Genomic DNA, 13,360 nt, shown 5'->3' on the forward strand with positions numbered 1-13,360 from the left:
ATAAGAATTCCACTGCGACAGCACCATCATGCCCCACGCGCGCGCGAATCAGGAACTGGCCCAGCCGAGTCGCTTACGTCTTGACCATCACGAGTTCGCGCTCAACGGAGAACTGAAATGGCGCATTTCGTGGTCGAACGAAGCTTTTCGACGGCGCAGTCGGATGAGGGTTTGTCGCGGGTCGAAGACCAGCTGGCTCGCTGCAGCGAGATGCACCGTGTCGTCTGGAAGCGCAGCGTCCTCTCTTTGGATCGCAGACACATGATCTGCGAATACGAGGCGCCGGACGCAGAGGCTGTCCGAAAAGTCCAGCGGGAAGCCGGCGCCGCTTTCGATCACATCTGGTCTGGCGACATCATCGGAGGATCGTAATTAGACGGCTATCCGTTCGTGTGGGACCGATGTTCGGATGCGGATAAGGCCGACCACGCGTCCGTACGGATGCCAGGATTTGTGGGCGATGGTGAAGAGCTAGACCTGTCCGAGAGTCTCGACGACGGTTCCATTTATGCGCCCTGGCCACTTCCGCCGTTGAGCGATCCCGGAAATCGATCGAGTATGCCAATGAACCGGATTGACTCGAAGTTTCTGCGGATGCTATGGGGGTCTACGGCAGAGCAATACCGCAATACAGCAGCCGTTCTCGAGCAGCTTATTGTCGCCGGCGGTGACCGCTCCCTATTGCTTTGAACGCACAGATAAGACAATGCCAAATGCAATTATGAAAGCGCCACGGCTTAACTCCCGTTAATCTTTGACCAGAGCGCGTGTCCAAGAGCAAACGCGGACCGCATCCGGAAATTTGAAAAGATTGAATCCACCTCGGCACTCATCCGACATAACGCGTGCGCTCGCCGCGGGTTGGCGGACGGCAGCGTCATCCGATTCCATCTTAAGTGCCCAGAAATCGGTTGCCTTCTCATTCGAAAGAATGAAACGAGTTCGATTCGGTTATCGCTGAATGAAATACAGGTAGCGACGAGTGACACAAGCATCTTTATCAGTTGTCGCTGAACTCTGCTGGAGATAGCATTTCGGTCGAGCGACGCCAGATTGGACTTCGACACAATCATGGAGGAATCGGCGCCATGAAGAAGTCGATCGGACGAAGCGCAATTCTTTGGACCATCACTTTTGCATTGATGGCGTTGCTGATGTACGCGGGGTATACGCTTTTACGCATCGCACCGATCGGCACCGGCTATGCCGCGAAGATTCTGTGCACCGGCGTGTTCGTGTCGGGGCGCCCGGCGAGCCAAGTCATTGACGAGGACATCCAGGCAGGGGTGCATCCGCTTTTGCATCTTGTGCACGCAACGATCGATGCACCGACGCGCAGCACGCGTGCCACGTTTCTGGGCATGGCCGCACGCGAAGCGCGGTTCAGACCTGGATTGGGCTGCACATTGAAGTTCGGAGACCAACTCGCTGGGCCTGCGTCGATGCCGAAAACTGCCCGCCCTGATGCGTCGAATCGGGCGGTTCAAGACCCGGAACCCTCGCCCAATGGAAACGACGACGCGCTGCGCCGCATCGTTGACAGTGCATTCGAAGAGGCAGATCAACTTCGTCCCAAACGCACGCGTGCGCTGGTGGTGATGGTCGAGGGTCGGGTCGTTGCACAACGCTTTGCCTCGGGGTATTCCGCTGATACGCCGCTTATTGGATGGTCGATGAGCAAGAGCATCATTGCCGCGCTGATCGGTGTGCTGGTCGGACAGGAAAAGCTCTCGCTGGCAGCAACGGGGCTTTTGCCGGAGTGGCGCGGCAACGGTGACGCACGCGCACGAATTTCGTTGGATGAATTGCTACGGATGACGAGCGGCCTACAGTTTAATGAAGATTATGCGGACCCGCTGTCGGACGTAGCTGTCATGCTTTTCGACAAAGCAGATCAGAGCGCTTTTGCAGCGCGAAAGCCGCTCGCTGCGCCACCCGGCGCGCGCTGGGAATACTCGAGCGGCACGACGCAGATCCTTGCCAAAGTCATTCGGCAGGCGCTGGGCGGTAGGGAACTGGATTATTTGGAATTCCCGCGTCGCGCGCTGTTCGAGCCGCTTGGTATGCACACCGCTGTTTTCGAGCCGGATGCTTCCGGTACGCTCGTCGGTGCGTCCTTCATGTGTGCCCGCGCGAACGACTGGGCCCGCTTCGGGCAAATGCTGCTTCAGGATGGTACGTGGGACGGGAAGCGCATACTGCCGCCCGGCTGGTTCGCTATATGCGAACGGTCACCACGCAGTCGCCGCGCCGAGATTACGGCGCTCACATTTGGGTCAGGGTGCCGGAGCCCTTCAATAGTCATACGTCGCCACCACCAATGCTGCCGCCCGACGCATTTCATCTGGTCGGCCACGAGGGCCAGTTTGTGAGCGTTGTGCCGAGCCACGGGATCGTCGTGGTTCGAATGGGTCTAACTCGTCCCGAAGAAGGATGGGATCATGAGGCGTTTCTCGGCCGATTGATCGGCGCATTGCCGGCAAAATCCATTGCTGCCAGGTAGGGCGGGGTCGCGATTAGCATCGTGGTCATGTGTGCCGCGGTCGACGGACACTCACAAAGGCACAACCGTCGTCGCAAGACCGGGTGAATTGATCGAAGCTCCGCGAGCTGCCGATGGTTGTCCTACTGCTCGACAAACCGCTGCCGGTCGGTTCGAGCCGAAAAGGTGCGAGGCGTAAGCAAATTGGGAAGAAAAGCGCACGATGCACAGAGTGAGTGAGGGTAAGCTCTGTGGAAACCACCGTAGGGCAAAGCTCAGAGGCGCTTACCCGCGTCGCGGTTATGAGAGCCGGATCACGGCTTATTTCGCATGTCGTCGGTGTCTATGACCGTGTCAGAAACGTCCAACGGTTCCCGCACTTGTTCACGGAACTACTTTTCATAGTCGGTGGTGGGGCGAGTGCGCCTGCGTCATGGCTTCGGCGGGATCGGGTCGGCTCGCTCGCGGCTTCGTCGGCCCGCTACGCAACCCGCGATCTCCTTTGGCGCCAATTTCAGCTTTCAGCTTGCTGGCGCTGGATGACGCACGAGGCTGGACGACGCAGGCCGACCGAAAAACCCCGCCCTTCAACGCTAAGCTGCAGTGGCTAGTCACGCCGCGAGATTTCTTCTCCCTCGGCAAGTGTCAGCCCTCTGACCGACCGCTTCCTTGATATCGACATGAGGCCACCGTGTGGTCGCACAATCGCGCGAATCGGCGCCGCGTGCTTCCTGATGGGCGGCCGATGTCGCTGAGCGATTCACATTCTTTCGAGCCAGCCTGATTGCCGCTCTCCGCGTCGACTCCCGGTCCAAGGACGCAGCAGCTGACTGTGGACACCCCATAGGCGACGGCTCCGCGCGATTGACTCGTGACGAAAAGCCCAGACACGTCGAGATCGCTGAGAATCACTGACTGCGTTGAGGGCAGTTAGGGCCGGCTCTCTCTCTGAACTGGCAGGAAACAGCGCTCGCTCCCGGGCTACGCAGCGATTGAAAGCCTACATGTTTGACGCCGTCAGGCATAGGTCGGCCCCTAATGAAAGTCGAACGTTCGACTTCTTTCATACGGATGCGGCTTGAGCGGTCATAAAAAGTTTACTTGATGACGAGCATGCACTTGAATTTATAGAAGCTTACGAAGAACGTGCATGTAATGGTCGGCTTGAGTTAGCTCGTGCATCGAGGTGCTACCGATGCTGATCGTGCTTAAAAGAAAGGGGGCATTCAGTGTCCCCGTGACCGCACGAGTCTTCTCCGGAGGTGCCGTGTGACCCACTTAAAAGCATCGCGACTCGGCCGTTCTTTCGCTAGTGGCATTGGCATGGTCGCGACGTTTGCATTTGCCGACGAGTGTCAGTCCATTAGGGCGGTGAGCGCTTCTGCTCAGCGCGATTTTGTCGCGCATATTATCGGTGACGATCCCAAGCATACGGAGCGTATTGACGGTGAGGCTGTTTATCACCTCGCTCGCTCACCGATGCCAGATCTTCTGCGTTGTGATGTCGCAGCGCCAGTACTGCCGCCCGCTCTTGAATGCGTCCCGGCGGAAAGTAATCTGACTCCATCCGCTGCCCGTGATCGCAGTAGCGCCGCGCTTGCCAAGATCAGTGCCTGTGTTGGGGAACCGATCGTGGGACCTCGAACCGTGCCCGGTCCGAAAGGACTGAAGCAATGGTTTGTCACCGACTGGCGCGAACATTGGCCAACGCGCTATCGAGTCGTCTGGAGCCCATCGTTGTCTGACCCAGCCTGGGTGATGAAGGTTGCGCCCGTGGTAAGCGATTCGATCGACGAAGTAGGTCGTGCCACGCGCAGGCGAAAATTTAAGGACGGATCGGCTGCTGGAGCATCTTGCAAGCAGATGCTCGCCATCGTCGCCGCGGCGCAGACGGATTTCCGTTCCACACTAGGTCCAATCAGCGAGAAGGGAAGCGACATGTCGCTCTTTGTATCGTCGCTACGACTATTGGATTTTGACGTGAAGGTAGGCGTGGGCGGCAGTAGGCCGAATATGCTTTTCGCCGAGCGAGCCGTGGCGTCCTCCATGACGTTGGACGAGGCCGAGCGGATGGGTGAGGCCGCGAGCCGCGCCGTCAGCTCGTGCCTGCAGGTCCGAGCGGAACGCATCGCAAATAAGACTTATCCCGATGGCAACGTCGAGCTTGTCTGGCGGCTACAGGACAACTATGCCTCACGTCCTGTACTGGTGTTCGCGGTTGTGCGATATGAACCCACACACACAACTGTGAGTCGAACCGCAATACGAGTTGAGCCGAGCGTGCGGGATGCTGGACGGAACGGCCGAAGTCACTATTGAAAGCTTCGGGCGATCAAAGACAATTTCGGTCATGCGCGCCAGATGGCAGTCCCAACGACGCCACCTTGTACATGAACACATGGAGCGCAGCTCACTACGCGAACGGCAATCGGGCGAAAGCGCCCTCAATGCAGCGTTGAAGGACAACAGCAAGGACAAGATTTTGCGTTATGTGTTGCAAGCGGGGAAGGCACGGCCTGAAGGGCCAAGCAACTCGTCGCGAAGTGCTATTAGATATTTTATGCAAAAGCTTCGAAGCCACCATGGTCTTGCCTGTTGCGGCTTGCAAACAAAACTGGGCAAGCTGAACGCGCTCCGCAAGTAGACCCATACTGCGATGGATCGGGCGGCCATCGAGTGTTGGTCTGAGCTAGTCTACAGGGCGCGTAGCAAGCGGAAATTGCGATGGGACTCGCTTCACTCTAGCCCGCTTTCCGGCGGCTCCTTTGTCTGGGTACCATGGGCCGGTAGAGTTCGCATCGATCGCTACAAGATGCGAAGCAGATGGTCAGCAATCGCCGGTCGCGAGCGAGTCCGTGATCGAGCCTGCTACACACCTAGATGTCTTCATGCAGGAGTTGCCCATGCCGCTCGTTATCCGACCCGCAAGCGCTGACGAGCTGGCACCCGCCGAACAACTCGTTGTTCGCACCATTAACGATCTGACCGTCCGCTACGGTTTCGGGCCGATCGCGGCGTCGCGACCTTCGGATTTCCAAGCATTCTGCCTCCGAGATGATCCACGCGGAGTGTGGCTAGCCGAAGATGATGGCGAAATCGTCGGGTTTGCCCTGAGTTGGGTTTGCGGTCGACTCTGGGTCTTGGGCGAGTTGTTCGTTGCACCTGGCCGACAAGGGCAGGGCATCGGCAACGAACTGCTGGAGCACACCTTGCAGCATGTGAGCCAGGCCGGCGCGACGGAAAGAAGTCTGATTACCTTCGCCTTCAACATCGTCTCCCAAGGGCTATACGTGCGGCACGGCTTGTTTCCGCACGTGCCCATCCTTCTGTGCGGCGCCGAGCGTGAGTCGTTGCGTCCGGCGCATAGTCGCGCGCTCTGCGCGACGCCCATCGGCGCGCCTGACGTCGATTTGGAAATGCTGCGGCAGTTCGACGTCGCAACCCTGGGGTTTTCGCGAGAGAAGCATCAACGGTACCTGCTGTCCGATGAAAGGGGTTTTCCTCGAAGAGGGGGCGAGCGCGTCGGCTACGAGTATGTTGCCGCAACGGGCCACGTAGGGCCGCTAGCGGTCATGCACCGGCATGCGATGCCGGGTGCATTTCGAGCGGCACTGGCAGTGGCTGTCGCGGGGAACGCAACGCAGATATCGGTGTTCGTTCCCGGGACGAGCGATGCACTGGCGATCGCGGCCAGTAAAGGCATGCGATTCACACTTCCGATGGTGCTGATGTCGACGCACGAATGTGGCGACTGGACGCGCTTTCTCCCGCGAAACCCGGACTTTATGTGAGGCCGCTTCGGCGAAGGACACCCTTTGCCATGACCTATTCGATCGTCGCGGAGCGCGTGTGCTATCGGCGTGATTAGTGAAATGAGAAGTGACGAGGTAAGCAGGTTCATACAGACCCCCGCAGCGGAAAGGTATGGCGCGGGGTGATGGCGACTCCCCGGACAAGATAATCGTCGTTCAACCGGACTTTGTGCTTCACACTCCACACATTCGGCAGACAACAAAAGCGCATTCCAACAAAAAAGAAAAGCCCGCCGGTTAGAGCGGGCAAATGCAGGGATGATCCACAACATGCGCCCATCCACAGTTGGCCGTGCGGGCGAACTGGCTCGTCGGTCGCCGCTTTCCGCGACAGATGTGCAGACGCTCCCTGCGGCCCAGTACCTGGTCAGCGCTCGAGTGTAGGCGACCTGACTTCGGGTTGTGCTCGGCGACTTATCTACTATGCTTCTGAGATAAAGGGGCGTGCGGCCCGGCGTCCGTGTGAAAGCAGCGACAAGGTGGTCTTATGCAGCGGATCATGGAGCGAGCCCTCTTCAGCGTCGCAATGTACTCGATGGTCGCGGTATTTTGTACCGCGACCATCGCGCAGGGCAACGCGCGGGCGGCGATCGAAGCGGGCAACAAGCGCTTCGAGCAGGCTGTCAGCCGCGGCGACGCGCCCGCCCTTGCGGCGCTTTACACCGAAAACGCGAAACTCTTGCCCGCGAACGGTCAAGTCGTCAGCGGACGCGCGGCGATCACGCGCTTTTGGCAGGGAGCCATCGACTCCGGCTTGAAATCGGTGAAGCTGACCTCGGTCGAAGTAGAAACGCACGGCGACACCGCCAACGAAGTTGGCAAGTGGGTGGTTCGAGGCGAAGGCGGCAGGGTTTATGATGCGGGCGATTACATCGTGATCTGGAAGCGTGCGGATGGCAAATGGAAGCTGTATCGCGATATCTGGACGACGAACTCGCCTGCGCAGAAGAAATGATTTTTGCGAGAGCGCTGAGTGTCCATGACAATGCATCCCCACGGCCTCGTTTCAGGGTGGCGAGGTCTACGTAGGACGCCGTGAGCCCGGTTCCTGCTTGCCGGGGAATGCAATAGTCGTAATCTGCTCGCGTCCTGCGAGCCCTCTCCCGAAAGCGCTCAAAGGTCTCGCACGTCTCGAGGCAGCGACTGCGCTCGGCTTTGGGGCGAGTCATATCTTCGTCGTCCTTGCTAAATCCACCGACCCGAAGCCGATGTATGCAGAATATGCTGGCCCACGATCTTCTGCGTTGCGATGTTACTGCGCAGGTACAGCCGCCAGCCTTCGAATGCGTTCCAGCGAAGAGTGATTCCATCGGTTGCGCGTGATCGCAACTAAGTCCGCGCTCGCAAGATTTGTAGATGTGTGTTCGCGCCAGTCAGTGGCAAACCATTGCCGCGGGCCTCTCGAACCGGGCACGTCCTGAGGGAATGCTATCGGATCCCGAACGTAAGCGATTCGGTCGACGAGGTGGGTCGAAGCGCGCTGCGGACAGATGTTTGCGACCGTCGGTGCAGAATAAATGGATTTCGGTTTCACGCTGGGGCAGATCAACGAGGAGAGGAGCGACATGTCGCTCTATGTTTCGTTGCTGGGGTTAATGGATTTCATTGCCGAGGTAGGTTGGCGGCAATCATCCCGACATGCTTTTCGGATATAACGCGTCGCGCTGTCCGCCATGACGTTAAACTAGGCGGCGCAAAAGGGTGAGGTCGCGAGCCGGGTCGCCAGTTCGTGCCTGCAAGTCTGAGCTGAACGCATCGCCGATAAGAGCTACCCGGATGGCGATATCGGACTTATCTGGCGCTGGTGGACAACTACTCCGCACGCCCCGTACCGGTCTTCAAGGTCGTGCGATACGAGCGTTTGCGTTCAACTGTGTGTCGGACGGCAATACGAGGTGCGCGGGATGCCCGGAGCATCCAACGGAAGGGCGTGCTCAAGGATGGAACGCGTTGAGAGTAGGTGTCTACGGCTGCAAAGGCAAACACGATGACGAGGATTCCGGCCTTCATTGGAACGCGACATTGGAACGCCAATTATTCACCTTAGGACGAGTTCATACGTATGAGTGCCCATAGGGGCACATCAGTTTGTGTCAAACCGCGGTCTTTTCGGCTAATAACGAACAAGCGTCCCGGTCAACTTTTCTTTTTTGTGAAAAGCTCAGGCGCTTCGGACGGTCAAGATTATACATACACTGAACATAAGGATAGCGAAATAAAGAACCAGTCGTTCGCGATTATTTAATCTAATCTTGTATTGGTTGGTAGGGCGCGCGCAGAAGCGGAAGCCTTCGTTTGACACACCCGAAGCGGCTCCGACCCAAACACCGCCCGTTAGGCAAAACGTCTAGACAGGGGTAATTTTCGTGCGAACCGTTCCCCGTCGAATCGGAAAAATCACCGTGCTGGTTGTCGCAGGTCCTGTTTCGATATTGATTGCCGGCGCCACCTGCCCAACATACGTAGAATTGCCGTCCGGGACCGTTTTTGACATTGCGAGGTTGGTAGAAGATAGCGGCTCTGCGCCGGACGCGCTCGCAAAGGCGCGTGCGGACGTAGCCCAAGTGAACGCCTTTGGAGGCTGCTCAAGCCTGGAGCGCAGTCCCAGACACAAGATTTGTCAAGAGGTGATGGCTGCAGCTAACGCGGCAATAGCTGCGCTAGAAGCTTGCGTTAAAGAAGGGTCATCTAACGCCCCCATCGACCGCAACAGGAGGGGTGTTGCTAAGTAATGCTTCCTTCTGTTGAAGAGAAACGGCCGTGAAGGGCGGTCTTAACAAGATCGTCTCCACTTATTCGTCTGCGAGATACAAGTGCCTTACCGGGGGCACGATCGAACCATTCTGATGGCGGCGTGCATAGGTCGGGTCGAGGTCGAGCGCCGTCTCGAAGGCCCGCGCGCGCCGTCGCGCCGTTGCCTTCGATCCGCGGCTGTGGAAGAATTATCTCCATCGGGTCCCGAACCAATCGCCTGGGATTGTGTCAAGGGCCAAAGCCGTGCCGTGCGGGAGTATCTGGAAGCATTGGAAGAAGCGAATCCAGCAGGCACCGAAGCGGCGGAGATGACAGAGACATCGACGTCTCCAAAGAGGATATCTCTGATTTGCGAGAGGCAGCGATCGCCAATGACTCGCCGACCGACTCGAACGGATTAATGTTCAGTCTAAAGCTGCCGTTGAGGTGGCGCTTGGTTCAGTGTCCGGAACGGGTCCGGTTTCGAGCGACCGCGTCGGGCGGTTGTTGCGCGCATGGGCGTGTGTGAAAGCCGCCGCTAACGGCTGCGCACCCGAGGCGCATGAAAAACCTGCAGCAGTGCGCAACCATTGTTTTAGCTACCGGAAGGTGTCGAGTTGAAAATGAACATTCACAATTCGCTTTGCTACGTAGTCGGCTCTTTTGTGTTGGTTTCTTCGATCGCGGCTTGCGGAGGCGGTTCATCGAGCAGCACCTCGGCCACTGCTCACGATGCTGCGGCGTCCGTGCCGGCACCGGTCATCTTTCCGAGCAGCAGTGACGTGTTTTATGGGGCGGTTTCAAGCCGAAGTGCACAGGGGGTTAATGTTTAGCGCCTTGAGATTGGCTTGCTGAGGCGAGCGTGGCGGCGAAGACCTCGAACGGCGAATAGAACGCGTGGGTTGCGCGTGGCCGGTTGTTCAGGCTGTCGGCGATAGCATCGAGTTCGTCCTGGGTGTAGACCGAGAGGTCGGTTCCTTTGGGCAAGTATTGTCGCAGCAAACCGTTGGTGTTTTCACATGTGCCGCGTTGCCAGGGGCTATGGGGGTCACAGAAGTACACGCGCACGCCGGTGACCGCGGCGAGTTCCTGATGGCGCGTAAGTTCCTTGCCTTGGTCATAAGTGAAGCTCTGGCGCAGGGGTTCAGGAATCGAGTTGAGTTTGGCCGAGAAGCCCGCCAGAGCTGAGGCGGCGGTAGCATCGTCCATCTTGGCAAGCAGCACCAGCCGGCTGGTGCGCTCAACCAGCACGCCAACGGAGGATTGGTTCCCAGCGCCTTTTATGAAGTCGCCCTCCCAGTGACCAGGCAGCAGTCGGTCCTCGATTTCGGGCGGGCGTACGTGAATACTCACCATGTTGGGAATCTGCCCGCGTCGGTCTGTGCCGCGCGTGCGCGACATGCGGGTGTTGTGGCCGTGGCGCAGGCAGGCAATCAACTGGCGGCGCAATTCGCCACGCGGCTGAGCGTAGATAGCCGTGTAAATGGTTTCATGCGATACGTGCTGGGTGGGGTCGGTCGGATACATCCGCCTAAGTGTGCCCGATATCTGCTGGGGCGACCACTTCCAGTCCAGCAACGTGAGCACAATCCGCCAGCGAACGCCTTGCGTGCAAAGCTTGGCGGGGCCGCGACCAGCCCTACGGCGGGCGGCGCACAGCGCTTGAGCTGGCACTGATGCGTAGCCAGCAGGAGAGCTGTTGCGCGTCAGTTCACGGCTCACGGTGGAAGGCGAGCGCCCGAGCATACGGGCCATGGCCCGTATGCTCACGTCCTGCATTCGTAGGCTTGCGATGGCGAGGCGTTCTTCAGGTTGAAGGTGCTGGTATGAAATAGTTTTGTCGGGCATTGCAACACCTTATACGAGATAAGTGTTGCACCTCACTTTTGAGGCCTCCCATTTCCATCGACAATGGATAGGTGATAAAAAGCACCACCAAGAAGATGGCGACCGTGATCGGAGACGGATTCACGAAAGGGCGCGGTCGATTGTGCAGGCCTAATCCCATCGCGCGGGTCGCTGTTACAAGCACTTTGCTGGCCTCAGACGGCCGGGGCAGCCAACAGCTCCGGCGACGTGCGAGTGGTTTCTCTCGTCGCTTTGACATCGGGACCCAATTGAATGGAACGCCGAGGTTGTAGGTACCGACCCTTAATAGTTTGACGGGAAATTGCGTGCCCAATCAGGTTCACAATATTGGCCGACCGGATCAATTCGATGTTCGCGGCATAGGTCTACCGCGCAGCAGCTTGCCTTTGAAACGAGGAGGCCACGTGGTGGCTAACGGGCTCGGGGGCGTCCGCATGATACGGCTGCCGAGCCTATCCGTGAGGGCGAGAGTTTCGCTCGCGGCTCAGTCAGTGAACCTGATGTCGAATGCATTGGCCGCGACAACGTTGGAAACGTCTCGAGCGCGAGTCGATGGTGCAGTTTCGCATTCGGCCATCACTGATCGCGGCGGGGATGCGACCCATGCAACTATAAATGGATTCGCGCAAGTTTGCAGTGCTCACCGTTCAGATCATGGAGAGACTATCGGTTTTCACCTTTACTGAAGAATTCCCCTGCTCACCCATCGCGCCACACTTCAATCCTGCGGCGGTAAATGCCCGTTGCCGCTCCGCGCTGAAGACGAGCGACCGCACCGAATCTCGAATGGCAGCAAGGCGGCATTGGGCTCATGCGCACCGGTTGTACGTCGAGCGTCTCTTCTAGTCGAGCCAGTGCGGCAACGTACTACCGTCCTCACGAAGTGCTGCTGTTGAGCACATCCATTGCCGCCGCGCATGCGCCGCGCAGTTGTTCGCGCATCAGTTCCTGAACGTCCGATGAATGGCCGACGATGGCGTCGCGAATCTTCTTCGCCATGTCGAACGACGTCCGCATGCGCCCGCCACGCGCCATCGCGATGCGACGCAAGCGCCGCACGGGACCGATCAGCGCGGCGTGATTGGCCTGCAAAGTCCGGTTGTCCGCGATGGTCATCACGATCGCGTAATAACGATCGAGCGCATCGACGTAAGCGGACGGATCATCCGCATCGACGCTGTGCTGCATGTCGGCGATGACGTCATCGAGTTGCGCCGTGCCGAGCGGCGTGATGCGCTCCGATGCAAGCTGCACGGCGAGACATTCGAGCGCGGCCCGCACCGTGTAGATTTCCTCGACGTCACGCACGCTCACCGCTCGCACGAATGCGCCCACGCGCGGCACGATATTGACGAGCCCCTCGCGCTCGAGCTGCGCGAACGCCTCACGCATGGGCGTGCGGCTCACACTCAACTGTTTCGCGACCTGAACTTCCGACAGCCGGCTTCCCGGCGTCAACACGCCTTCCACGATCGCCTCGCGCAATGCGGGCACGACGACGCCTTCACTCAGGGAATCACCGGAAGCATCCACCGCACGCAGCCTGGCGTGATAACGCTCCGCGATGTCATTGAGCGTCGGCGTGCTCGCGACAGCGCGTGCTTCCTTCGCGCGGAGTTCCCCTTTCGGTCGAGCGGTTTTTGCAGCAGCCATTGACACCTCTATCCGTTTCTGAATACGCTGTATACAGATTATACAGGAGGAGTGCCATGGATCGCGATTCGCTGCCGCAACCCGTTTTGATCGACAGATTGGACGGCGTGATGACCTTCACGCTCAATCGCCCTGACTGCGGCAACGAAATATCTGCCGCCATGTTCGATGCGATGTCCGCCGCTCTGCGTGCCGAAGCGCTGGAGCCCACCGCACGCGTGCTCCGCATCCGCGCGGTAGGCGAAACCTTTTGCCTCGGACGCGAGCGCGCAGGCACGGATGCCATGTCGATCCGAAAGGAGATCGCGCGGCTCATCGAAATGAAGCGGCTCGTGCGCAATACGTCGCTCATCTCGATCGCGCAGGTGCACGGCGATGCGATGGGCTTCGGCCTGGGGCTCGCGATGTTGTGCGATTTCACGCTGGTGGCTTCGAACGCATCGCTTGCGTTTCCGGAGATGCGCAAGGGCTTACCGCCCGCCGCGATCATGGCGTACGCCGGCGACTATGCGTTGCCCAAGGTGCTGTTTCCCATGGTGTTGTTCGGCGATGCCATCACGCCGGATGAAGCGCTGCAGGCGGGGCTCATCACGCGCATCTGCGAACGCGACGCGCTGGAGGCGCAGGCCGATGCGTTGACTCGGCGCATCTTCGCGCTTGACGACACCGGCGCGCGCCATTGCAAGGCGTTCTTTCAGGCCGCGCGCGAAAGCCGCGTCGAAGACAACTTCCGCACCGCCACCGACATGCTGACCGTCAGTTCCCTGCGCCTGATGCAAGGCCGCTGAAGACGGAACGACCAGACGACAAG

General features: G+C 58.9%; 7 protein-coding genes and 1 pseudogene. 6 read left to right on the forward strand and 2 right to left on the reverse strand.

Translation table 11 applies throughout. The features are described 5' to 3' along the window. The first annotated feature begins 117 nt into the window (after positions 1-117). The 5 genes and pseudogenes from NCR38_RS27220 (at position 118) to NCR38_RS27240 (ending at position 7,249) form a co-directional block, all read left to right on the forward strand. A complete protein-coding gene (locus NCR38_RS27220) occupies positions 118-372 on the forward strand; it encodes a nickel-binding protein (protein WP_250477850.1) in 255 nt (84 codons plus the stop codon). Between the two features lie 716 nt (positions 373-1,088). Further along, positions 1,089-2,503: pseudogene (locus NCR38_RS27225) on the forward strand (serine hydrolase domain-containing protein). Positions 2,504-3,751: 1,248 nt separating this feature from the next. After that, positions 3,752-4,801: a hypothetical protein gene (locus NCR38_RS27230; protein ID WP_250477851.1), complete on the forward strand. Its 1,050-nt coding sequence runs from the start codon at positions 3,752-3,754 to the stop codon at positions 4,799-4,801. 584 nt (positions 4,802-5,385) lie between these two features. Further along, positions 5,386-6,273: a GNAT family N-acetyltransferase gene (locus NCR38_RS27235; protein ID WP_250477852.1), complete on the forward strand. Its 888-nt coding sequence runs from the start codon at positions 5,386-5,388 to the stop codon at positions 6,271-6,273. Between the two features lie 520 nt (positions 6,274-6,793). Beyond that, complete coding sequence (locus NCR38_RS27240) at positions 6,794-7,249, forward strand: SgcJ/EcaC family oxidoreductase (RefSeq protein ID WP_250477853.1); 456 nt, start codon at positions 6,794-6,796, stop codon at positions 7,247-7,249. 2,600 nt (positions 7,250-9,849) lie between these two features. Here the strand turns inward: NCR38_RS27240 and NCR38_RS27245 are convergent. Together NCR38_RS27245 and NCR38_RS27250 are read right to left on the reverse strand one after the other, a co-directional pair. Next, positions 9,850-10,860, reverse strand: coding sequence for an IS30 family transposase (locus NCR38_RS27245; RefSeq protein ID WP_409241441.1), 1,011 nt, complete (start codon positions 10,858-10,860; stop codon positions 9,850-9,852). 912 nt (positions 10,861-11,772) lie between these two features. Next, positions 11,773-12,549 carry a GntR family transcriptional regulator gene (locus NCR38_RS27250; RefSeq protein WP_250477854.1) on the reverse strand — a complete coding sequence of 259 codons (777 nt, stop codon included), beginning with the start codon at positions 12,547-12,549 and terminating at the stop codon, positions 11,773-11,775. 56 nt (positions 12,550-12,605) lie between these two features. On the opposite strand from NCR38_RS27250, the gene NCR38_RS27255 reads away from it, so the two are divergent. Beyond that, positions 12,606-13,337, forward strand: coding sequence for an enoyl-CoA hydratase/isomerase family protein (locus NCR38_RS27255; protein WP_250477855.1), 732 nt, complete (start codon positions 12,606-12,608; stop codon positions 13,335-13,337). The last annotated feature ends 23 nt before the right edge of the window (positions 13,338-13,360 follow it).

It is taken from the genome of Caballeronia sp. INML1 (assembly GCF_023631085.1).
In the GTDB taxonomy this organism is placed as follows: domain Bacteria; phylum Pseudomonadota; class Gammaproteobacteria; order Burkholderiales; family Burkholderiaceae; genus Caballeronia; species Caballeronia turbans.

Coding starts and splice junctions, on each gene's coding strand:
- NCR38_RS27220 (WP_250477850.1), top strand. CDS start 118: ATGGCGCATTTCGTGGTCGAACGAAGCTTTTCGACGGCGCAGTCGGAT.
- NCR38_RS27250 (WP_250477854.1), bottom strand. CDS start 12,549: ATGGCTGCTGCAAAAACCGCTCGACCGAAAGGGGAACTCCGCGCGAAG.
- NCR38_RS27240 (WP_250477853.1), top strand. CDS start 6,794: ATGGAGCGAGCCCTCTTCAGCGTCGCAATGTACTCGATGGTCGCGGTA.
- NCR38_RS27255 (WP_250477855.1), top strand. CDS start 12,606: ATGGATCGCGATTCGCTGCCGCAACCCGTTTTGATCGACAGATTGGAC.
- NCR38_RS27235 (WP_250477852.1), top strand. CDS start 5,386: ATGCCGCTCGTTATCCGACCCGCAAGCGCTGACGAGCTGGCACCCGCC.